Raw genomic sequence first — 22376 nt, 5'->3', positions numbered from 1 at the left:
ATAAGGGGCAGCTTTTTCTTTATTTACAATTTGACAGGTGAGGTAAATAACATTCACCTTCCTCTTTTGACAGGGGGACGTCAGGCTAATATTATGGATAAAATGCCGGGTTATCGCATTAATGTCTTGCTATAGCCCAATTATGTAGTGTATATGTGTACTTTAGCCGGAGTAATTCTGATTTATATTGTCAATACTCCTTGCGCTACAAGTACGCTATAACCCCCTACGCGAATTTTACTAACTACACCATGTTTTTTTTCCGCCCGGCCAAACAGCTTACTTGGACGCCCCATTTCCATTCCTTGCTCAATTGCCAGACAAATAGGCCCATCGGTAAAGGTAGAGAATTGGCCAAGATAACCGGCAAAAGAGGCCGCGGCAGAACCAGTGGCAGGATCTTCACCAAAACCTATGTCAGCTGCAAACATACGGGCATGGAACTGACAATCTACATTGATCGCCTCATCGGTAAACAGATAAATTTGTTGTTCCCACTGATTCTTCAAACACTCTTTCCATTTTAACGGGTTTACTTTTATTCGCTGCATTTCTTGTACGGACTTAACCGGAACAAAGAGAAACGGCAGTCCGCAACTCACCGCTTTAATAGCATAATCCTTGACAACAACAGCTGTTTCAGACAGCGAAAAAATTGCAGCAAGATCGCTCAAGCTGGCTGTACATGATTTGAACTCCGGCTCTTGAGCAGTTGTAAGTTCAGCATACAGCTGCTCCCCTTCTCTTTTCACCCTAACAGGTACAGCGCCAACTTCTTCTTCAAAAACAATCTGAGGTCCTTGTCCTTTTTTAACCACCGTAACTAAAGCATGGCTGAAACGCCGCTTGGTTTTATTTTGAATTCTGTACAACCATTAAAGGCGGCGAATTGTTTAAAGCGCTTAATAAATTGACTTGAATCCAGTATAGATTTATACTTTTCTTTTTCCGGCCAGAAATGATCCAGTATCAAAACAGCTTTATCCTTGCTTTTCATTACACCCATCCTGCCTGCAAAACAATCATTGTATATGATTGGAATCGTATACGGAGAATATATTCGTTTGTCTTTAGGTATATAGATTTCCCATTTGTAATCAAAATCGAATATCATTTTAATTAATTTTCTGTCCCATAATAAGTTATCTAAGGGTCCTAAAAATTCGATTCTGGGTTCGTAATATTCATTTGAAATAGCTTTTTGCAGAATTTCTTCATCGGTTATTGAAATGTACAGATATTCGGAAGAATTACTTATATTGCATTCAACAAGTTTGTTTTCAGAAAAGAGCGTTTTAATTGCCGTGTTTCTTATCGATGCTGAAAAATTAGAAATTCCCAAAAAGGCATCTGAATTTCTATTCCGCAACATTCCAACTGATTTAATACGTCTTAGTAATTGCCACTTATAATACTCGCGAAAATCTCTGAACGGATCTGGCAAATTAATAATATTTTCCGGAACAGTATTCCTAGTTAGAGAGTAATACTTTGCTTCATTCTTTCTTGCAACAATGCTTATTTTGCCACTCACCCATAGATAATGTAAATATAATCTCGCATTTTTTAAAGATCCAAGTTTTTGTAATATATACGCTATAATAATTGAAGTTTTTATAGCTTGTTTTTCTTCAAACATTGCGAGAACATCTGATATGTCATGCATAGATTGACATATTTCTTCAGCTCTATACTGAATTTTTTTAAAATAAGGCCAGTCATCTGTTAAGATTATAGACATATTTTTATCCCAATAATCCATAAGAACATGTTGCTTGTATAGTAAAGAGGCCAGGCGGTCTGTGGAATAATTAGCGCATCGCGCATTTAAGACTAAGTTGGCATTTTTTCCACAAATATCAATGGGATCATATTGGATGCAGTGCAAATTTCTAATACATTTAATTATACTTTCTTCGTCCTCATTAAAAACATAATCACTCAATAAATTATGCTTTAAAAGCAGATATTTTCTTGCAGTTTGAATATTTATATAATAATTTTTCATGATTAAAAATCGATCCTTTGGCTGATCATTTTTTTGTATCTTATGGATAATGGTTTTGTCATTAGATCCAATAAAATTTCTTTAGCTTCATGTTTTCTTTTTAAATAGAGCTTATTTTGTGCATAACAATATCGGTAAATATAATTACTTTGATGCTGATTACATGCAATTTTATATTCTATATTTGCATGTGAAAAGCTTTTCAATTTGAAAAATGTTTGTGCTAAACTATAATGAAAACTGGGTAACTGTAAACTATTTTCTATATTTTTTTTAGTCTGCGTGAATAAATAGTCTATATCAAAGTCGATATAGAATTCATAAAAAATACTGAAGGCAATGCTATAAAAGCAAAGCCTTCAGTATTTTTACTAATCAGCTAACATTTTAAAAAACTACCATATATGTAATTTATTACAATGTGTAATATATACTATTTTACAATAAATTACAAGCAATTTTACAAATTATTAAAAAAATTTAGAAACCTAAACTTAATAATAAAAATTGAAGATAAAAATGATATTTTAAGCAAACTGTGCTGCTATTAGCACAAGAATAACTGTCATCCGGTAGAATAATCATCGTATCATTCAGACCGGGCGTCAATTCAAAAATATCCTGATTGACGAGGGAATTACAACTTTCAAATCCTATTCAAAAATATCAGGATACCTTGAATGCTTCGGGGTATAGTATTCCCTTACGCAAAAAGGCGGCGTTTCAGATTGCACTGAAACGCCGCGCTCAGATGTTGCTTATAGCTCGAAGCGGTCAAGATTCATAACCTTGTTCCACGCCGCTACAAAGTCATACAGGAACTTCTCCTGGGAATCCTGACAACCATAGACTTCCGCAAAGGCCCGGAGCTGGGAATTCGAGCCGAAGATGAGATCGACACGGGTGCCGGTCCACTTAAGTTCACCTGTGGCGCGATCACGACCTTCAAAAATATCGGCGTCTTCCGAGGCCGCCTTCCAGGTCGTGCTCATATCGAGCAGGTTAACGAAGAAGTCATTGGTAAGGGCCTCTGGACGCTTGGTAAAGACGCCGTGTCGGGACTGTCCGAAGTTGGCATTCAGGGCGCGCATGCCGCCAACGAGAACCGTCATCTCAGGCCCGGTCAGTGTCAGCAATTGCGCCCGATCAACCAGCAATTCCTCGGCCGGTACAGCATACTTCGTTTTGAGGTAGTTGCGAAATCCGTCCGCAACCGGCTCAAGCACGGTAAATGTCCCTGCATCGGTTTGCTCCTGGGTCGCATCGGTGCGTCCGGGCGTAAAGGGAACGGTCACTTCGTAGCCGGCATTCTTCGCGGCTTGCTCCACACCCGCGCAGCCGCCCAAAACAATCAGGTCAGCGAGCGAAACCAGTTTCCCTTCAGACTGAGCGTTATTGAACTGCTTTTGAATCCCCTCAAAAATTTGTAATACAGCCTTTAATTGAGCTGGCTGGTTAACTTCCCAATCCTTCTGCGGAGCGAGACGAATGCGGGCCCCGTTCGCGCCGCCGCGTTTGTCGGAACCGCGGAACGTGGCCGCTGATGCCCAAGCCGTCGAAACCAGTTGAGCAACAGATAGGCCTGAAGCGAGGATCTTGCCTTTGAGGTCGGCGATGTCCTGCTCGTCAATTAATATATGAGTAACCGCGGGAACGGGATCCTGCCAAATAAGTTCTTCCGCAGGAACCTCCGGACCAAGATAGCGTGAACGTGGACCCATATCGCGGTGGGTTAGCTTGAACCATGCACGGGCAAAGGCATCCGCAAATTTTTCGGGGTTTTGCTGGTAGTAACGGGCGATCGGTTCGTAGATCGGATCGTAGCGAAGGGAAAGATCGGCTGTGGTCATCATCGGCCGGTGCTTCTTCGACGGATTGTGCGCGTCAACCACCAGGTCCTCTTCCGCCACGTCCTTTGCCAGCCACTGGTGAGCACCGGCCGGGCTCTTGACCAGCTCATACTCGTATTTTAGTAATACCTTCAGATAGCCCATGTCCCATTTGGTCGGATTCGGCTTCCAGGCGCCCTCAATGCCGCCGCCAATCGTATCGCCGCCTTTGCCGCTGCCAAAACTGCTCTTCCAGCCAAGACCCTGTTCTTCAATGCCTGCGGCCTCAGGTTCAGGACCGACATGGGACGCACTGCCGGCGCCGTGACATTTTCCGAAGGTGTGACCGCCTGCGATGAGTGCAACAGTTTCTTCGTCGTTCATGGCCATCCGGGCGAAAGTCTCCCGGACATCGCGGCCGGAGGCGACTGGATCCGGGTTGCCGTTCGGCCCTTCCGGATTCACATAGATCAGCCCCATCTGCACGGCGGCCAGCGGATTCTCAAGTTCACGGTCGCCGGAATAGCGTTTATCGCCCAGCCACTCGGTCTCAGAACCCCAATAAATGTCCTCTTCCGGTTCCCAGACGTCCTCGCGTCCTCCAGCAAAGCCAAATGTCTTGACTCCCATCGACTCCAGAGCGCAATTTCCGGCGAGAATCATCAGATCGGCCCAGGAGATCTTCCGGCCGTATTTCTGCTTGATTGGCCAGAGTAAACGGCGGGCCTTGTCAAGGTTCACATTGTCCGGCCAGCTGTTAAGCGGCGCAAAGCGTTGGGTCCCGTTTCCTGCACCGCCGCGGCCATCCCCCGTGCGGTATGTACCTGCACTGTGCCACGCCATCCGGATAAAGAGCGGTCCATAGTGACCGTAATCGGCAGGCCACCAATCCTGCGAGTCAGTCATCAGCGCATATAGATCCTTTTTCAGGGCAGCAAGGTCAAGCTTCTTGAACTCTTCTGCGTAGTTGAAGGTCTCGCCCATCGGATTCGACAGGGAGGAATGCTGATGCAGTATTTTAAGGTTCAGCTGGTTCGGCCACCAATCTCGGTTTGATGTTCCCCCGCCAATTACCTGTTTGCTGGTTCTGCCCGTTACCGGACACTTGTTGTCAGTCCCCATGAAAATCGCTCCTCTCGCCAATGAATTTATTTACTGTGATATTGAAAGTATAGCCATATCCACTACCTTATCCCATATACTATAAGGTGGTCACTTCGGCCTGTTCCTTTTTTGCTACCCTCCTTTTTAATCATTTGGCATATCATTACCTGGGCATGACTACCGGGTTATCGGTAAAACATTGTTTCTGCCGGTAACACTGCAATAGATACCTGCACCAGTATGCTGCATCAGTCTTCTTCCTGCTCTTTATTGCATTGCGGACAAATACCGTAAAAAAGGACGTTTTTTTCCTTTATCTTAAAATGGGTCAATTCTTCGGCTTGTAAGGCCTCAATATCTAAGGCAAAATCGTATATTTTCGCACAAGACTCACATTTGAAGTGTCCATGCTTGTGCATAATCACATCGTATCGCAGCTCATTTTCCTCGATAGCAACAATTTTAGCCAAGCCGGCATCCACGAAAATTTTTAAAGTGTTGTACACCGTAGTCCTAGACAAGGTCGGTATTTCTTTTACCAGATAACTATATATCTCATCAACGGTGGGATGGGACATTTTAGCTGCAAGGTATTCCAACACCTTTATCCTGGGATAAGTTGGCCGGATATTTTTGCGTTGCAGGCGCTTTGCGAACTCGGGCGATGAATTGCGCATATTCTCACCTCATCCAGGTTATCAATAGAAACATTCTGAAATTATAATTATTATAAATTTATTATAATTTCATTTTTTTCAACTGTCAATAAGCCTCTTCATCGTTTATGCTTTAATATTCTTTATTCCCAAAATAATAACAAACCCCTGCCAAATTAGTACAAAAATCGGCAGAGATTTGACAATATTTTTCTATTAAGTATGCCGTCATGTATCAGTCGCTGTTTCTTTGTCCCACGGCCTGCAAACGTGCTAACCGTTTGCGGAGTGTGAAATGCGAAATAGACCGTTTTGCAAGACACTAGTCAGCTTTACGCATTAGGGCAATTTGTTCGTTCCCCCTGGCAAGCATTTCTAATTCCTCTTCTCCTTGCATTATCAAACTTTCCAGCTCGGCTTTTTCAGCCTCAAAAGAAGTTTGTATTTCTGATATTGTCGCTTCCGCCTTCTTACGTTTCCGCTCAATGTCCTGACGCCTGCGTTCAATATCATGTTGACGCTGCAACCGCGCAGCCTTCTCTTTAGCCTCTTGTGTAAGGCGAGCGGAGCCGGTTAATACCCCATCCGGGCCGGTGTATACATCCAATAAATTGATTCCTCGCTCAGTAAGAACAAACTCTCTGATCTGATTAGAGTGAGCCATGCCGCGCGATTTTAAAATATAAAGGCCGCGATTGCGCTCGCCGCCAAACTCAATATCGCGCAGCGCAATCCATGTATCAGCCAGCGAGGACATGCCCACCTTAGTTTGCTCCATACTGTTTTCTGTTGATAATTCCAGTAAGATGAGAGTAATTTGCTTGTGCTTAAGAAAATCAAGCAACCGGGTAAGCATACTTTTGACATCCTTTGCACTCCCCATCGCGACCAGGTCTGACATGGAATCAACGATGACCAGACGCGGGTTAATTTCAATAATCTTTTTATACATTGTTACTAGGTGCATTTCTAAGCCAAAGCAGGTGGGCCTGGCTGCCAAAAAATACAGCAAATCCTGATCCACCCATTGCTGCAAATCAATCCCCACCGATCTGATATTGCGAATAATTTGATTGGGTGATTCTTCAAGGGCAAAATATAAGCTCTTCTCCCCCCGGCAACAAGCTGCATTCACCATGTGAGCAGCCAATGTCGTCTTCCCCGTCCCTGCGGTTCCGGAAATCAGAACACTGCTGCCAACATAAAAGCCATCGGCGCCAAGCATGGTGTCTAACCGCGGAACTCCGGTGGAAATCCGGTCCGTGGAAGCAACCGCATCAAGTTCTACCGAAGTTATCGGCATAATACAAATGCCATATTCATCAATGAGGAAAGGGTATTCATTGGTTCCATGGGCAGAACCACGATATTTTACAATACTTACATGCCGGGTTGAGATGTTGTCGACAACCGTATGATCCAGCACGATTACACAGTCGGAAACATATTCCTCGATTCCATGACGGGTCAGAGCATCAGGTCCCCGCTCACCGGTTATTATCGTCGTAACGCCTTTTTCCTTCAACCAACGAAACAGCCGGCGAAGTTCGGCCCGTAATATTTTCGTATCATTCAAACAAGAAAACAGTGCTTCAATGGTGTCCAGAACTACCCGCTTGGCGCCAATAGAATTTATGGCGGCATCAAGACGTACGAAAAGTCCTTCCAAATCATATTCACCGTTTTCGACAATTTTACTTCTGTCAATAAATACATGATCCATGAGGATTTTGTTTTGTTCGGAAAGCTCATTCAAATCCAAGCCGAGAGAGGCGAAATTCTCGGCAAGTTCGGTCTCATTTTCTTCAAACGACATAAAGACGCCTGGCTCGTTATACACAACTGCGCCGTTTACGAGAAACTGCATAGCAAACAGCGTCTTGCCACATCCAGCCGCACCGCAAACCAGCGCCGCCCGTCCCCGCGGCAAGCCGCCATATGTAATTTCGTCGAAGCCCTGAATTCCAGTTGGTGTTTTTTGTAAACAATGATTCCGTTGGATAACAGTTGGTTCCATATACTACTACTCCTTATTTTCTTAAAAATATCTTTTTTCCAATGACCGTTACGCAATTCGTAGCCATGAATCAGAAAGATGACAGGCTTCCTTTATTGATTTTTTAAAATTTCTTCCGCCATCTTTTCATCTACCGGCGGGGAATAAAGAAAGCCCTGGGTGAAGTCGCACCGGCACTCTTTAAGGATATTAACCTGTCCGGTGTTTTCCACCCCTTCAGCCACAACCCTCAATCCAAGATTGTGAGCCAGGGAAATGATTGCCTTAACCAGACTGATATCACTTTCTTTACGTTGCAGATTAGTAATAAAACTTTTGTCAATTTTTAATATTTGGATCGGCAAACTGTTGAGATAGCTTAAGGATGAATAGCCAGTGCCAAAGTCATCCAGCACAATACCCACCCCTGCTTTTTTCAATTCTTCCAGTTTATCGATAGCTTTTACATCACCATTGATCATTAGGCTTTCCGTAATCTCAAGTTCCAGGTAGCGGGCCTCCAACCCGGTTTCCCGCAAAATGGCAATTACCTGCTCCACAAAGCAATCCTGTTCCAGCTCTCTGGGCGATATGTTCACCGCAATCTTAATTTGAGGCAACCCTTTATTCTGCCATTCCCTGTTTTTCCGGCAGGCATGTCTGAGCATCCATTTGCCGTACTGATGAATTAAACGGTTTTCCTCGGCAATGGGAATAAACTGACTTGGCGGAACATTTCCTAATTGCTTGCTATTCCAGCGCAGCAAAGCCTCCATTCCCCGTAGAACCCCTGTTTCAATTTCAAACTGGGGTTGAAAAAAAACCGTCAGCTCATTTTGATTTAAAGCGTCCCGCAAGTATCCTTCCATGCAGGCTCTTTTCATCACTTCCTCTCTCATGGAATCGTCGAACAGGCAACATTTGTTTTTTCCCTGGGCTTTTGCTTTATACATCGCCGTATCGGCATTATTCAGCAGTTCCTCTTCTGTATAGCCATTATCAGGATAGATTGCGATCCCGATGCTGGCGCTTAACACATGGGTTGTATTGTTTATGGTACAGGGCTGACTGGCGACTTTAATTAACCTGCGCCCTAGCTCATCCGCTTCCTTAATCCCCGACTTTGTATGCGTAAGAATTGCAAATTCATCGCCTCCCATGCGGGATAAGATATCCGCTTTCCGGATATTCCTCCGGAAGCGGATACCAATCTCTTTGAGTAACAAATCCCCTGCTTCATGGCCCATTGTATCATTAACTCTTTTAAAATTGTCCAGATCAATAAAGATGACCGCTAACTTATCACCCGATCTTTCGGCCTCTCTTATAGCAGTTCCTAGCTTGTCCATAAATAAGATCCGGTTGGGAAGATCGGTCAAGCTGTCGAAATAGGCCATTCGAGTAATGATTTCCTCTTTTCTCTTGACAGTGATCTCGGCATCTTTTTGCGCAGTGAGATCAGTAAACAGCATACAGACAATTTTATTGCCATTCCAATCCAGTCGGCTGGCCGACACCAGCACCGGTATGTTATTCTTTGAATCCGTAAATAGATTTATTTCCTGCCGCAAATTCCGTTGTTTATTTTTTAGAAAACTTTCCACTTCGGCTCTGTCAGGAATCGTAATCATATTGGTAATGGAGGTTCCGACCACCGCTTGCGGCTTGTTCCCCATCATATTGGAAAAAGCTTTGTTACAGAAAAGAATAAAACCGTCTTCATCAAGCGTCACAAAGCCTTCCAGCATTTCTTCGACAATAATGCGGTATGTATGATCAGCCTCGACATTGTGATGGGTATGATCAGCCTCATTCAGTATGCACAGGACCTTTTCCGTATCCGACAGATCTCCGATTATTTTCGTAACAGGGGGTGGATAACGCTTGACTAAAGTAGGTATTGCCAAAATTTTATCCTGCTTTGCTTTTTCAGGATGGATTGCTAAATCACAAATTTCTATAAAATATTTTTCTCTTAGGTTGTTCTCGCTAATTTTCTGGAGATTAGCCAACGCCTTTACGGATTTCTGGGACTGACCCAAAATATATAATTTTAAGACTCCGATTTCTTCCACGGATTGATCACCATGCATATCTTTTTTCGCCTTCATTCCTAGATTAATCATCCTTTCGACAGACCGTTCAGTCCGCATACACACCTATATCCATATATCAAATTCGGCGACAGGCAAGGAAAGCAACCGCCTTAGGAGTCCAAAAGCAACTACCCAAAAGATCACCAGTGCCAAGTGATTCTCATTCAAATGAATTTTGTACTAATCTTTATGGCTACCCGTGATGGGGTTCGTTTATGTACTTGACTTTTGGTCAAATGCTGGCCTGCTGAAGCAATTGGCAGCCATTGGGCTTCCGCTGTTGCTGCAGCAACTTTATGAATGAGTTCGTCAAAATACGACAAAAAACCTTTTTTATTTCAACCTTGGCAAGAGTATTTAATCCGCCTGATGATGGTTAGCGCAAAGCAGCATGTGAATGAATTAAACAGAACAGTTCGAGACGGACTGTTCTGTTTAATGGTTTAGATGTTATGTTTTTTCTCCTCTAAATTCAAGAATTTGAAAATCCGCCCTAAGTTCACCTGCTTACCAACGCTTGCTTTGTTATCCCGAGAGAATTTCTGAGTTCTGGACCATCAGCACGTCTCGGCTGGTTTTTGTCTTGAGTCAACAATTGCAATTGGCTTTTTGCTAAATTCCAGTCAGAATAGAAACGGCCGGCTTTTTCTAAAATGCAATCGTCCGATTCAAACTTACTGAATGCTAGCAACAACAGTAATAGTCAACAAAACAACAGATATGCCGATATGTAAAAGAGATTTTTTCCAGTTCCCTTTTTTGAAAATAATATAGGCAAAAAGAGACAGCATAGCAATTAAAAAGTAAACGCCAATCATTCCTCCAATAATGTCAAGCATCGATTTGTTCTCCTCCTCTCCTCCATTCGTCATAAAACTGTTGATGCAAAGTATCATATTAAGCTCCAGGCTGCGGGAAAATAGCAGTCGGGTACCTACCCAAAAATAATATATAAGTTAGTTATTTCTATAAAAACCCGGTAAAATCCTTGAGTCTTTTTACCTATTATTTAGGACAAATTGTCTTGTTCGGCAACATAGACTCACATAAATCTATTCAGCAGCAAATTCCTGTTATGAGCCAGGTTCATATATAAATCAATGCCTTAATTCTAAAACCTTTCCGGTCGTTCTTCGCTTGTACTTGCTTGAGCAGGAACAAAATCAGCGGTACACATGAAGGAGATTTCTTCATCAGTTTTCCCTACAAAGCAAAACTCAACTATACAGTTGACCTGCCTGATCTTTTATTTTTCATTGCCGTGACGCGGCAGTAGTGATAAAAAAACATCGTCAAACAGCTCCCTGACCTAAGCCAATTGGGAATAACTGTTTGACGATGTTTGCGGTTAATATATTACATCACCATCTTTAACGAACGGACAATTCATAACGTTTGGCAACTTCCCGCCAGTCGATGACTTCAAAAAAGGCTTTGACATAATCGGCCCGCAAGTTCTTATATTTCAGGTAATACGCGTGCTCCCACACATCAATTCCCAGAATAGGCGTCAACTTGCCGGACGATTCCATCAGCGGGTTATCCTGATTGGGGGTTGAAGTAATTATCAGTTTGCCGGCTGCATCGCTGGAAAGCCAGGCCCAGCCGGAGCCGAACCGTCCGATGGCGGCAGACGATATTTTTTCCCTGAATTCAGTAAAACTGCCAAACTCGCGCTGTATCTGTCCGGCCAGCGTCCCGGCCGGTTCCTTGCCGCCGTCAGGGGAAATCGTCGAGAAGTACAAGTTATGATTGTAAAAACCGCCCCCGTTGTTTTGGATGGCCGTTCGCAGTCCTGCATCGGCAATCGCGTTCAAGTCCGCCAGAATTTGAGCATCTGTTTTACCGGACAACTCCGGCAGCTTTGCCAGCGTTGCATTAAAGTTATTGGTATAGGTCGCATGATGCTTCTCATAATGAGTCCGCATCGTTACTTCGTCAATAAAAGGCTCCAAAGCCTCAAAAGTATAGTTTAATTCCACCTGTTTCATATCACAAACCTCCTTCAGTTCTGAACACTGATTCTTGATTTGTTTATATCATACTATTTCGCTCGGAAATAATCAAGTAGTTTTTATTAAAAAAATAATTTTTGTTAATAATAATTATTTTTACAATGAAACCGCACTTCCCCGGCCTGCGGTTCCGGACTTGGGGCATTCTTATACCAAGCTCAGATCTTCAACACAGCTGCTGCAATTGTCTGGGTAAAATGCCGGATTTGGGCGACGCCGGCCATATGGAAGGGAGATTTATGAAGTGTAGAATTCCCCTGCTTTCACTGGCTTAAGTAAAAAAAAACATAAACCGTGAGGTTTATGTTCAGGTTGTTTTGGGAGATTCATTGTTGGCTTCAGCTTTTAGCAATTCCTTGCGGGACAAATTGATCCGGCCCTGACGATCAATTTCAGTTACCTTGACTGTAATTTCATCTCCTGTTTTTACGACATCTTCAACTTTGGCAACCCGTTCCAGCGCCAGCTGCGATATGTGAACAAGGCCTTCCTTGCCGGGCAGTATTTCCACAAACGCCCCGAAGTTCATAAGGCGGGTAACTTTGCCCGTATAGGTAGTGCCCACTTCGACCTCGCGAACCAGACTTTCAATAATCCGGATTGCTTTTTGGCCGGCTTCGACATCAACTGCGGCGATAAATACTTTGCCATCATCTTCAATATCTATGGTAACACCGGTTTCGTCAATAATTTTCTTAATGGTTTTGCCGCCTGGCCCAATGACATCCCGGATTTTATCAGGATGAATTTCCATTGTAATGATCCGGGGAGCATATGGCGACAACTCCGGTCGAGGCGTACTGATGGTTTCCAGCATGATATTCAAAATGTGGCTGCGACCGCGTTTGGCCTGCTCCAGGGCTGCCGTCAGAATTTCCTTGGTAATGCCGGCAATTTTGATATCCATCTGAATGGCGGTTACCCCTTTGGTTGTACCGGCGACTTTAAAGTCCATATCGCCCAGGGCGTCTTCCATCCCCTGGATATCGGTCAGAATGGAATAATCCCCGCCATCTTTAACCAGCCCCATGGCAACTCCGGAAACCGGCCGTTTAATCGGTACGCCGGCGTCCATTAGGGATAGTGTGCTGCCGCAGACGCTGCCCATGGAAGAAGATCCGTTTGATTCAAGGACTTCAGATACCAGCCGGATCGTATAAGGGAAATCGCTTTCATTCGGAATCACCGGCACCAATGCCCGTTCAGCCAGAGCGCCATGGCCAATTTCCCGGCGGCCCGGACCACGGGACGGTCTGGTTTCACCAACACTGTAGGAGGGGAAATTGTAATGATGCATATAGCGTTTGGAGTCTTCCACACCAAGTCCGTCCAATATTTGCTCATCGCCAATTGCGCCCAGCGTGGTTACGGTAAGCACCTGGGTTTGCCCGCGGGTGAATAAGCCGGAACCATGCGTACGGGCCAGCAGATTGACCGCGCAGGTGATTGGACGCACTTCTTCCAGCGCACGCCCGTCCGGACGGATTTTTTCTACGGTAATCATTTTACGAACAATTTTTTTAAGTACTTTTTGAAGAACATATTGAATCTGCTTGCCCTGGTCGGGAAAAATATCGGTAAAATATTCGGCTGCCGCTTTTTTTACAGTGCTGATTTGCGCTTCCCGTTCCAGCTTATCCGGATTGCGAACGGCGGCATTCAGTTTTTCGGTAGCATATTCCCGGACGGCAGTATCGATATCTGCTGTTACTTCGAACAATTTAATATCCCGTTTGGGCTTGCCGATCGCCGCAATAATATTCAGTTGAAAATCAATAATGGTGCGAATAACCTCATGCCCAAAGGATATTGCCGCTAAAATAATCTCCTCCGGCAATTCGTCAGCCCCGGCCTCAACCATGATGACTGCATCTTTGGTGCCCGCAACGACAAGATTTAATTCGCTTTTCTCCTGCTCGGCAACGGTAGGATTAATGATAAATTTACCGTCGATTCTACCAATTCGGACACCGCCAATCGGGCCGTCAAAAGGTATATCTGAAATGCACAGTGCGCAAGAAGCGCCAATCATCGCCGGTATATCAGGAGGGTTATTCTGATCTACTGATAATACTGTTGCCACCACTTGAACATCGTTGCGAAATCCATCGGCAAACAGCGGACGAATTGGACGGTCAATCAGGCGGCCGGATAAAATTGCCGATTCACTGGGACGTCCTTCACGCTTAATAAAACCACCGGGAATTTTACCAACAGAATATAATTTTTCCTCATAATCCACAGTTAAGGGAAAAAAGTCTATTCCTTCCCGTGGTTCAGCTGAAGCAGTGGCAGTAACGAGTACCGCTGTGTCGCCGTAACGGACCAGCACCGCGCCGCCAGCCTGTTTTGCCAGCTTGCCGGACTCAATACTCAGTGGCCTGCCGCCTAGCTCCATTTCAAAACTATGCATATTTTGTTTTCCTCCTCGTTTCGATCCCCTATTCTTTTCCAAGAATATCACTTCGACATTTTTTTTATTATTTCCTTTTTTATCAGGCATTAACCTTGAAAAATAAAAAAAGCGGGGGGTAAGCCCGCTTTCATTATTTCCGCAGATTGAGTTTGCCAATGATTGTACGATACCGTTCAATATCATTATTCCGCAGATAATTTAATAAACCTCTGCGCTGACCAACCATTTTTAAAAGGCCGCGACGCGAATGATGATCCTTTTTATGTTCTTTCAAATGATTTGTCAGATAGTTAATACGCTCAGTCAAAATAGCAATCTGTACTTCAGGAGAACCGGTATCGGACTCATGAACACGATATTTTTCAATAAGCTGCTGCTTTTGATCAACTGTCAGCACACTGGGCACCTCCTTTATTCTAAAGTATCCCCGCTGGCCAAGACAACGTCGGAGTATCGATCCCCTAGCCACGGTTGATGATGTGGATTTCCACATCTATACTATTTTAACATAAGCAAACCGTCCTGTAAAGGCGTAGAGGCGCCGCATTTTCCGCTGCCAGCCGCATACCTCGTCAGAGCCAAAGCTGATTAAAACAGCTCCTGGTCTTCGATGATCGAGGATTTCTTTAGGCGGTAAAGCTTAGGCGGACGATGGGCGCCGGCTTTTTTGGTTTCTTGCGTTTCTTCTACTTTTTTACTGATCCAGCGGCGAAAATTAGGCTTGGTGAGTTCTTTACCCAGCATGATCTCATAAACCTGCTGCAGTTCTGTCAAGGTAAAATACTCCGGGATTAAGCCAAAAGCAATATTCGTGTACATTACTTTGTTTTTAATTCTGTCCAATGCATAATCCAGGATTTTTATATGATCGTAAGCCATCAGTTCCCGGCTGTCGCTGCAGGGCTCGTACGTGTATTTGGACCTTTTTTCAAATCCATCTGCCGTAATATCTTCAATCACCTGATAAGAAATCGTAATGTCATCCTCCCGGTTATACAAAGAAACAATATAGCGAGAGACCATCTGCATGTCGGAAGGCTTATTCACGGCTACCAGGCGCTTGTTGACGCTGAACCATTTCAAATCGTCGCGTTCATCAATGGCCTGGTTTTTAATATAATCTTTCTGGGCGATAGCCATATAAGAGGTGGCAATCACTCTGGCTGTGGGGTCCCGCTCCACTGCCCCCCAGGTATATAATTGCTCAAAGTAGATATTTTCCAGACTTGTTTTTTCCTTTAACTCCCGGTACACAGCCTGATCCAGGCTTTCGTCAATATGCACAAACCCGTAAGGAAATAACCAGCAATCTTCATACGGCGCCCGCTTTCGTTTTTCCAAGAGCACCATCAGTTCTTTTTGCGGCAGCTTTTTTACACTGGCGCTTTTTACTTCATCCACCTTGAACAGGGCTAAATTGACAGTAATCAAAAAATCCTTGGTATTTAAATTCATGGGTTGACCTCTTTTGTATTTCATACGAATATATTAACTGATTTCGAGCGTTTATGCAATGAAATTAGGCTAATGAGGCTCGCCGATAAAAAGGATTGACAAATGGCTTATCCTCCATATAAGATATTATTAAGTTGATATTATCTAATTGATAATATCAACTTAATAATATCTTTGAAGGGACTGATTGAATGACGATTGAAGCTAAAATAACAGCGCTAAAGCAAACGAAAAATGCCGTTATTCTGGCCCATTTTTATCAACGCCCGGAAATACAGCAAATAGCCGACTACGTTGGCGATTCGTATTATTTAAGTAAAATAGCCAGACAAGTTGATCAGGAACTCATTGTCTTTTGCGGCGTGCATTTTATGGCCGAATCGGCGAAGATATTATCGCCTCATAAAAAAATACTGTTGTCCGCCGCCCAGGCCGGCTGTCCAATGGCCAATATGGCCCGTGTTGAAAAGATTCTGCGGCTCAGGGAAAAGCATCCTGATGCTGCTGTCGTCTGCTATATTAACTCAACAGCCGAAGTCAAGGCTCTGTGCGATGTATGCGTTACCTCAGCCAACGCCCTAAGCATTATCCGCAGGCTGCCTCAGCGTAAAATTATCTTTTTGCCTGACCAGAATTTATCTTCCTACCTAGCAGGTCAGTGTCCTGATAAAGAGTTCATTAGCTACCCCGGTTATTGCATCGTTCATCACCGGGTTATGCCTGAATTTGTGCTGAGTCTTAAACAAAAACACCCTCACGCACCTGTGGCTGCCCATCCGGAGTGCCGTAAGGAAGTTCTGGCCCTGGCCGATTTCATTGGCAGTACCGGAGCTATTCTAAGCTATGCCGGAAGCTCGCCGGCCACGGAGGTCATTATTATTACCGAAGAGGGCATCCGCTATGAGCTGGAAAAACAAAATCCCCGGAAAAATTTCTATTTTCCTGATCAGCTGCCAATGATTTGTGTAAATATGAAAAAAACAAATCTTGAAAATGTGCTGTGGGTATTGGAGGATGAGGCCAATGCAATTGAAATTGACGGGGCGATCAGGCGGCAGGCGGCAGGCTGTCTGGAAAAGATGCATCTGCTGGCAAACTAGCCTCGAAGGGAGAAATCTTTGTGAATCAACCGCATGAATTCGATGTCATTATTGTCGGCTCCGGTGCGGCCGGTTTGTACTGTGCACTACAGCTCAATCCGCTGCTGCGGGTCCTGCTGATCAGCAGGACGGAGCTAAGGGAATGCAACTCTTATCTGGCGCAAGGCGGCATCAGCACGATTGTGGATCAGGCTGATAAGGCGGCTTTTATCGCCGATACTTTACAGGCAGGGCAAAAGAAAAATAATCTCAGCGCGATAACTCTGCTGGCCAATCGCGCTGAAGGCGTGATTGCGGACTTATTGGCCTTGCAAATGCCCTTTACCAGGCAAAACCAGCAATTGCGTTATACCAGGGAAGGCGGACACAGCATTCGCCGCATTGCTTACGCCGATGATAAAACCGGTGAGCATCTGGTTGAAACGCTGATTGCGGGCGTCCAGAAACGCGCCAATATTACCCTGTGGGAACATACCGCCATGATTGATATCCTCGAATCTTCGGGAACTCGGGGCCGGAGCTGCACCGGCGTACTAGTGAATAAAAATGGTCAAACATTTACCGTGCTCAGCCATACAACGGTGTTGGCCTGCGGCGGAATCGGCGGACTCTTTAAACATTCCACCAACCAGCCTACGGCAACCGGCGATGCCCTCGCGATCGCCGGTAAGCATGATATTGCCTGCAAGGATCTGGGGTATATTCAATTCCACCCTACCGCTTTATACGAAGCTTCTTCTGATTCCGGGCGGCGCTTTCTTATCTCCGAGTCAGTCCGGGGTGAAGGAGCCTATTTATTCAATCTTGACAAGCAGCGGTTTGTCAACGAATTGCTGCCGCGTGATACGGTAGCAGCCGCAATTTGGGCTGAGCAGCGAAAACACCCGGACACGCCGCATGTTTATCTGGACATTTCCCACAAAGAAGCCGCTTATGTTAAAGAACGCTTCCCCCATATTTTTCATACCTGCCTCCTGGCGGGTTATGATTTAACGCAGCAGCCGGTGCCGGTAACTCCGGCTCAGCATTATCATATGGGCGGCATACGGATTGACTTACAGGGCAGAACAGCTCTGCCTGCCCTGTATGCCATCGGCGAAGTCGCCTGCAGCGGCGTCCATGGGGCAAATCGCCTGGCCAGCAATTCCCTGCTGGAAGCTCTGGTGTACGGGGCAGAGGCTGCCCGGGATATTAACCGCTCTATTCCCGCCGGCCGTCCGGATCAGCCATTGCAGCCGGTGGTTTACGCTGAACTGGCGGATGACCGGTATCGGGCAAGGCTGGTTCAGGCATTATTGCTCAGTAAAAATGGAGGTATACAGCATGAATTACGCGATTATTGATGAATTAATCACCAAGGCCTTTGCCGAGGATTTCCCCTACGGCGATATTACATCTGAGTCGCTGCTGGCTGCTGATGCGGTACTGGAAGCGGTGCTTATTGCGAAAGAAAGCGGCATTATCGCCGGGCTTGAAGTGTTTAACCGGGTTTATACCCTGCTGGGCCAAGTTAACTGCCGCTTCTTCTGCCAGGACGGAACGGAGGTTCAGCAAGGCCAGGAGCTGGGCGTCATAACCGGAAATGCGGTCAACCTGTTGAAGGGAGAACGCACGGCGTTGAACTTTATTCAGCGGCTTAGCGGCATTGCGACCTTAACCAGACAATATGTAAATGCCCTCGCCGGCAGTCGCACCAAATTGCTGGATACAAGAAAGACAACCCCGGGACTTCGTTATCTGGAGAAATATGCCGTAGCCGTAGGCGGCGGCCATAATCACCGTTTTAGCCTTTCAGACGGGATTTTGATTAAAGATAATCATATCGCCGCGGTTGGCAGTATCCGCGAAGCTGTGGCGCGGGTCCGGGGCCGCTATGGCGCTATGCGCAAAATTGAAGTTGAGGTTGAAACCCTGGCGATGGTAGATGAAGCGCTGGCGGCAGGTGCGGATATCATTATGCTGGATAATATGGAGATCGAGACGATGAAAAAAGCCGTCCTGGCCATTGGCGGCAAGGCCGTTACCGAATGCTCCGGCGGCATTGGCCTGCAGCAGCTGGGCCAGCTTGGCAATATTGGGGTTGATTACATATCCAGCGGCGCACTTACACACTCTTATTCATCACTGGATCTCAGCCTGCGGAAAAAGCAGAGCGTCATTTAAGGGTTGCCAAAAATCGGCTCCGACCGTCTCTCTATCATTCCTTTAGCTGAAGATTGCTGAAAGAACCACTGTTGCAATAAGACTGGATATTGAGCCGAACATACCAAGGCTAAACCCGGTATAACACCAAATTGACGCTTTCTTTCTAATAAAATAATACACGCCCCCAACTGTGTCTGGATGAGGTATGGGAAGTTTTAGGTAAGGTTTGTCTTCTATATCGAAGGTAAATTCACCTGATGAAACTGAAAACGTATACAATAACCTGCGTCCAACACTGCTCCAAGATACAGAAGTTGTACCACTTAGACTATAGCGCATAGGGATTTTTTCAGACCTTGCATTTAGAAGTATTGGATTTTCAAGCAATAAGCGATTTAGTTTATAAGCCTTTGTTTCACCCCAAAGACCGTACTTTCCTGCTTCAAGCTTTATGGTTTGACCTTTTTGCATATTCGCTGCAATGATTGGCGCTGCAAAAATCAATTTTCCCATCTTAATAGTAAATACAACCAAACCTAACGTTAAAGCCAGACCAATCATTAATATAATAGCAGTCATATCGCACCGCCTACATCCAATCTAACTGAAATTATCCCAATAAACAAACACTCAGACTGCCTAAAGTCATAACAACAGTGTCTACGCAAAATGCGCAAGCACTGTTGTTCTTGTATCACAGACTTCGGAAATTACAGGCCCAGCCATTTTCCTCTTGCTCCAAAAGAAAAAGTAATCCATGCCGCCGGCTGTGGGCTGATTAGTTACTCATACTGCCGGGCGGCTTCAATATCCAGTTTAATTTGTTCCACCAGCTGCTCCACACTGCTGAAAGACTGTTCGGATCTTATCTTGTGTAAAAATTCCACCTCGATCATCTGGCCATACAAGTCGCCGTTAAAATCCAGCAAGTGTACTTCAATATGGCGTTCTACGCCTTGAAACGTCGGATTTATCCCGATATTGGCAACGGAATGATAAATGGAGGAGCAATAATGTGTGCGTACTGCGTATACGCCATTATCGGGGATGGCATATTTTTCAGGCAGATTTAAATTGGCCGTCGGGAAGCCCAGCAGCCGGCCCCGCTGGTTGCCGTTAATGACCTCGCCTCTCAATTTAAAAGGCCGGCCTAACAGGCGGGCGCTTTCCTCAACCTTGCCTCCGGCAATGAGCTGCCGGATTAATGTACTGCTGACCAGCAGGCCATCCAGGTATATTGCCGGCTGCACTTCAACCGTAAAGTTCTTTTCCCGGCCGGCTCTGGTCAAAAGATCCGGATTACCCAGACTTTTATAGCCAAACGAATAATTCGGACCAACAACGATATGTTTAGGCTGCAGGTTGGTCTGCAATAAATCAATAAATTGCTCAGGTGAGTATTTTAATAACTCCGGCGTAAAGGGAATATTTAATAAAATATCGACACCCAATCGTTTCAGCAGCTCGGCTTTATCGCCATTGCCAATGATCCGGTCGGGACAACGTTCGGGAGCGATGATGGACAGAGGATGATTGCTGAAGGTAAAAACAACGCTGGTACCGCCGCTCTGGCCGGCTAAAGCGACCGCTTTACCGATAACCGCTTGATGTCCGATATGAATACCGTCGAAAGTACCCAAAGCTACTGCAATATTGGAATATTTATCGCACAATTTTGTGACAGTGGTAAATATCTGCATATAAAATTCTCCTCTTAGACATAAGGTACCGCAGCAACAGACACTACAACAACGACATAACTTTCACAGGCGCCAGTAAATTGGCTGATCGTTTCCCCAAGCCAAGGAAGCCGTCATTGTGGTCATAGACTCTTACTAACTCCTGATCGCTGCCCGGACAGGAAAAAGTTTGGCCGTAGAGGAACTTCTGGGACTGGCTGTCCGACAGCTTGAGCACTGCAATATGCCCCAGGGCTGCATCGGCGGGTAACAGGGCTGCTGCCGGTTGTTCGGCAATTTCTTCCACTGTAAAGGAATCAGCCAGCAAAAACGGGCCAACCTTGGTCCGGATTAACAACGACATGACTGCAGGGGCTGCCAGTCTGGCCCCGATGTCACTGCACAGCGTTCTGATATAAGTTCCCTTGGAACAGGTAACGTCAAACAAAATGGTATGCTTGGCAGCGCTAAGCAAAGACAGTTTGACAATATCAACAATGCGCGGCTGCCGGTCAACTGTAACTCCGGCGCGCGCCAATTCATATAATTTTTTGCCGCCAATTTTGATGGCCGAATGCATTGGCGGAATTTGTTCAATCCTGCCGGTAAGAGCTGCAAAAGCATTAAGAATCTGCGACTCAGCCGGCATGTCGACGGCTTTCCGGCTGATGATCCGGCCGGTCGTATCCCCGGTGTCGGTAGCATAGCCCAGCGTCAGTTCGGCCCGGTAAGCTTTATCTGCGGCAGTGGTATATTCGATTAGTCTGGTGGCTTGTCCCAGGGCCACCGGGAGTACTCCGGCCGCTGCCGGATCAAGTGTTCCGGCATGACCAACCCGCTTTAGACCATACGTTCTCCGAATAAAGGAAACAGCATCATGTGAAGTCATGCCGGGAGGTTTTAATACGTTAATAAAGCCGCTAACCATGCTTCATTCCCTGCAGCTCTTTTATTGCCGCTGCAACTACTTTTGCCTTAACTTCAGCTAAACTGCCGTTCAGCGTACAGCCTGCAGCCTTGGCATGACCGCCGCCGCCGAAGGATAAAGCCAGTTTGCTGACATCAAGGCGTTTAGAGCGCATGCTTACCCGGCAAGTTGCGTTATCAGCCGCTTTAAACATAATAGCAACCTCGACTCCCTCGATAATACGGGGGTAGTTGATGAACCCTTCGGTACTTTCATTATCCGCCATGGTCTCTGCCGTAACGGTGATTGTGGCAATTTTTCCATCATAAAACAAATCAAGCGTTTCCAGGATTTTGGATAGATTGACGATGCTGGACAACGGTTTGGATTCAAGCTCTTCCGATATCAAATGAGGCTTTACGCCACAGTCAATCAGCTCGGCGCAATATCGCATCGTGTCGGCCGAAGTGTTGGCATACCGGAAAAAACCGCAATCAGTGGCAATCGCCGTATATAAGCTGGTTGCAATTGCCGCGGTAATGTCGGCCTTCAAGAATTTGAGCAAACGTAAAATGATCTCCCCGGTTGCTGCCGATCTACTGTCTAAAAATAAATAGTCGGCAAACTTTGTATTGGAAACATGGTGATCAATATTTAAAATCGGCGCATCAACCGCATCTTTCACCCGCCCGATTCTTTCGAGATCACTGGCATCAAGAATGACTAAGAGATCAGCTTTTATTTTGCGTGAATCAGGCTGTTCAATAGCATTGATACCAGGCAGAAAGCCGTATAACTTCGGAATTTCATCATCCAGCAGCAGCCGTACGTTTTTGCCGGCCGCAGTCAGGTAGGCGGACAATGCCAGCATTGAGCCCAGACTGTCCCCATCCGGATGAATATGAGCGGTAACCACGATATTGGCATGCTGAAGCAGCAGCTCAGCAGTACTTTCAAGCGTAATTTCCAT

18 protein-coding genes are annotated in these 22376 nt (G+C 45.4%); 3 read left to right on the top strand and 15 right to left on the bottom strand.

All coding sequences use genetic code 11. The annotated features are described in order from the left end of the window. Positions 1 to 182: 182 nt before the first annotated feature. The 11 genes from BLR06_RS01950 to BLR06_RS01905 all read right to left on the bottom strand — a co-directional run bounded on the left by BLR06_RS01950 (position 183) and on the right by BLR06_RS01905 (position 15575). On the bottom strand, positions 183 to 872 hold the full coding sequence (locus BLR06_RS01950) for a PhzF family phenazine biosynthesis protein (protein ID WP_092067754.1): 690 nt from the start codon (positions 870 to 872) through the stop codon (positions 183 to 185). Beyond that, positions 824 to 2008, bottom strand: coding sequence for a DNA glycosylase AlkZ-like family protein (locus BLR06_RS01945; protein WP_092067752.1), 1185 nt, complete (start codon positions 2006 to 2008; stop codon positions 824 to 826). Before BLR06_RS01945 ends, BLR06_RS01950 begins: the two co-directional genes overlap by 49 nt. A 758-nt stretch (positions 2009 to 2766) precedes the next feature. Beyond that, on the bottom strand, positions 2767 to 4959 hold the full coding sequence (gene katG / locus BLR06_RS01940; protein WP_092067750.1) for a catalase/peroxidase HPI: 2193 nt from the start codon (positions 4957 to 4959) through the stop codon (positions 2767 to 2769). A gap of 230 nt (positions 4960 to 5189) precedes the next feature. After that, complete coding sequence (locus BLR06_RS01935; RefSeq protein WP_092067749.1) at positions 5190 to 5618, bottom strand: Fur family transcriptional regulator; 429 nt, start codon at positions 5616 to 5618, stop codon at positions 5190 to 5192. Positions 5619 to 5919: 301 nt separating this feature from the next. Then, complete coding sequence (kaiC, locus tag BLR06_RS01930; RefSeq protein WP_092067747.1) at positions 5920 to 7614, bottom strand: circadian clock protein KaiC; 1695 nt, start codon at positions 7612 to 7614, stop codon at positions 5920 to 5922. A gap of 92 nt (positions 7615 to 7706) precedes the next feature. Continuing rightward, positions 7707 to 9704, bottom strand: coding sequence for an EAL domain-containing protein (locus BLR06_RS01925; RefSeq protein ID WP_173812541.1), 1998 nt, complete (start codon positions 9702 to 9704; stop codon positions 7707 to 7709). 659 nt (positions 9705 to 10363) lie between these two features. Then, the gene (locus BLR06_RS19385; RefSeq protein ID WP_173812539.1) at positions 10364 to 10528 is read right to left on the bottom strand and encodes a hypothetical protein; all 165 of its coding nucleotides are present in this window, start codon (positions 10526 to 10528) and stop codon (positions 10364 to 10366) included. A 531-nt stretch (positions 10529 to 11059) separates the two neighbouring features. Further along, positions 11060 to 11680 (bottom strand): superoxide dismutase, encoded by a 621-nt coding sequence (locus tag BLR06_RS01920; protein WP_092067743.1) that lies wholly within the window; start codon positions 11678 to 11680, stop codon positions 11060 to 11062. Between the two features lie 331 nt (positions 11681 to 12011). Continuing rightward, positions 12012 to 14117 carry a polyribonucleotide nucleotidyltransferase gene (locus tag BLR06_RS01915; protein ID WP_092067741.1) on the bottom strand — a complete coding sequence of 702 codons (2106 nt, stop codon included), beginning with the start codon at positions 14115 to 14117 and terminating at the stop codon, positions 12012 to 12014. A 133-nt stretch (positions 14118 to 14250) separates the two neighbouring features. Continuing rightward, the gene (gene rpsO, locus BLR06_RS01910; RefSeq protein WP_092067739.1) at positions 14251 to 14517 is read right to left on the bottom strand and encodes a 30S ribosomal protein S15; all 267 of its coding nucleotides are present in this window, start codon (positions 14515 to 14517) and stop codon (positions 14251 to 14253) included. Positions 14518 to 14708: 191 nt separating this feature from the next. Then, entirely contained in the window at positions 14709 to 15575 is an 867-nt protein-coding gene (locus BLR06_RS01905; RefSeq protein ID WP_173812528.1) for an NUDIX hydrolase, read from the bottom strand. 191 nt (positions 15576 to 15766) lie between these two features. Here BLR06_RS01905 and nadA point away from each other — a divergent pair, with 191 nt between their 5' ends. Genes nadA through nadC form a run of 3 tightly spaced genes read left to right on the top strand, consistent with a single transcriptional unit; the run spans position 15767 to position 18838 of the window. Beyond that, positions 15767 to 16675, top strand: coding sequence for a quinolinate synthase NadA (gene nadA / locus BLR06_RS01900; RefSeq protein WP_092067735.1), 909 nt, complete (start codon positions 15767 to 15769; stop codon positions 16673 to 16675). Positions 16676 to 16695: 20 nt separating this feature from the next. Then, positions 16696 to 18018, top strand: a complete 1323-nt coding sequence (locus BLR06_RS01895; protein ID WP_173812526.1) for an L-aspartate oxidase — start codon at positions 16696 to 16698, stop codon at positions 18016 to 18018. Further along, positions 17999 to 18838 (top strand): carboxylating nicotinate-nucleotide diphosphorylase, encoded by an 840-nt coding sequence (gene nadC, locus BLR06_RS01890; protein ID WP_092067731.1) that lies wholly within the window; start codon positions 17999 to 18001, stop codon positions 18836 to 18838. The genes BLR06_RS01895 and nadC overlap by 20 nt, the downstream gene beginning before the upstream one ends. Positions 18839 to 18880: 42 nt before the next feature. Here the strand turns inward: nadC and BLR06_RS01885 are convergent, their stop codons facing one another. The 4 genes from BLR06_RS01885 to BLR06_RS01870 form a co-directional block, all read right to left on the bottom strand. Then, positions 18881 to 19399 carry a hypothetical protein gene (locus BLR06_RS01885; RefSeq protein WP_092067729.1) on the bottom strand — a complete coding sequence of 173 codons (519 nt, stop codon included), beginning with the start codon at positions 19397 to 19399 and terminating at the stop codon, positions 18881 to 18883. A gap of 203 nt (positions 19400 to 19602) precedes the next feature. Next, entirely contained in the window at positions 19603 to 20520 is a 918-nt protein-coding gene (locus BLR06_RS01880; RefSeq protein ID WP_092067727.1) for a bifunctional riboflavin kinase/FAD synthetase, read from the bottom strand. A 43-nt stretch (positions 20521 to 20563) separates the two neighbouring features. Then, positions 20564 to 21427: a tRNA pseudouridine(55) synthase TruB gene (gene truB, locus BLR06_RS01875; protein WP_092067725.1), complete on the bottom strand. Its 864-nt coding sequence runs from the start codon at positions 21425 to 21427 to the stop codon at positions 20564 to 20566. After that, positions 21420 to 22376 (bottom strand): DHH family phosphoesterase, encoded by a 957-nt coding sequence (locus tag BLR06_RS01870; protein WP_092067723.1) that lies wholly within the window; start codon positions 22374 to 22376, stop codon positions 21420 to 21422. Before BLR06_RS01870 ends, truB begins: the two co-directional genes overlap by 8 nt.

Source organism: Dendrosporobacter quercicolus (genome assembly GCF_900104455.1).
GTDB classification, from domain to species: Bacteria; Bacillota; Negativicutes; order DSM-1736; family Dendrosporobacteraceae; genus Dendrosporobacter; species Dendrosporobacter quercicolus.
Note: the sequence above shows the minus strand (reverse complement) of the source record. Positions and strands in the feature narration are given on the sequence as shown.

Excerpts from the sequence above, each read along its gene's own strand:
- BLR06_RS01945 (WP_092067752.1), bottom strand. The coding sequence starts at position 2,008 with ATGAAAAATTATTATATAAATATTCAAACTGCAAGAAAATATCTGCTT.
- katG (WP_092067750.1), bottom strand. The coding sequence starts at position 4,959 with ATGGGGACTGACAACAAGTGTCCGGTAACGGGCAGAACCAGCAAACAG.
- BLR06_RS01935 (WP_092067749.1), bottom strand. The coding sequence starts at position 5,618 with ATGCGCAATTCATCGCCCGAGTTCGCAAAGCGCCTGCAACGCAAAAAT.
- kaiC (WP_092067747.1), bottom strand. The coding sequence starts at position 7,614 with ATGGAACCAACTGTTATCCAACGGAATCATTGTTTACAAAAAACACCA.
- BLR06_RS01925 (WP_173812541.1), bottom strand. The coding sequence starts at position 9,704 with ATGAAGGCGAAAAAAGATATGCATGGTGATCAATCCGTGGAAGAAATC.
- BLR06_RS19385 (WP_173812539.1), bottom strand. The coding sequence starts at position 10,528 with ATGCTTGACATTATTGGAGGAATGATTGGCGTTTACTTTTTAATTGCT.
- BLR06_RS01920 (WP_092067743.1), bottom strand. The coding sequence starts at position 11,680 with ATGAAACAGGTGGAATTAAACTATACTTTTGAGGCTTTGGAGCCTTTT.
- BLR06_RS01915 (WP_092067741.1), bottom strand. The coding sequence starts at position 14,117 with ATGCATAGTTTTGAAATGGAGCTAGGCGGCAGGCCACTGAGTATTGAG.
- BLR06_RS01905 (WP_173812528.1), bottom strand. The coding sequence starts at position 15,575 with ATGAATTTAAATACCAAGGATTTTTTGATTACTGTCAATTTAGCCCTG.
- nadA (WP_092067735.1), top strand. The coding sequence starts at position 15,767 with ATGACGATTGAAGCTAAAATAACAGCGCTAAAGCAAACGAAAAATGCC.
- nadC (WP_092067731.1), top strand. The coding sequence starts at position 17,999 with ATGAATTACGCGATTATTGATGAATTAATCACCAAGGCCTTTGCCGAG.
- BLR06_RS01885 (WP_092067729.1), bottom strand. The coding sequence starts at position 19,399 with ATGACTGCTATTATATTAATGATTGGTCTGGCTTTAACGTTAGGTTTG.
- BLR06_RS01880 (WP_092067727.1), bottom strand. The coding sequence starts at position 20,520 with ATGCAGATATTTACCACTGTCACAAAATTGTGCGATAAATATTCCAAT.
- truB (WP_092067725.1), bottom strand. The coding sequence starts at position 21,427 with ATGGTTAGCGGCTTTATTAACGTATTAAAACCTCCCGGCATGACTTCA.
- BLR06_RS01870 (WP_092067723.1), bottom strand. The coding sequence starts at position 22,376 with ATGGAAATTACGCTTGAAAGTACTGCTGAGCTGCTGCTTCAGCATGCC.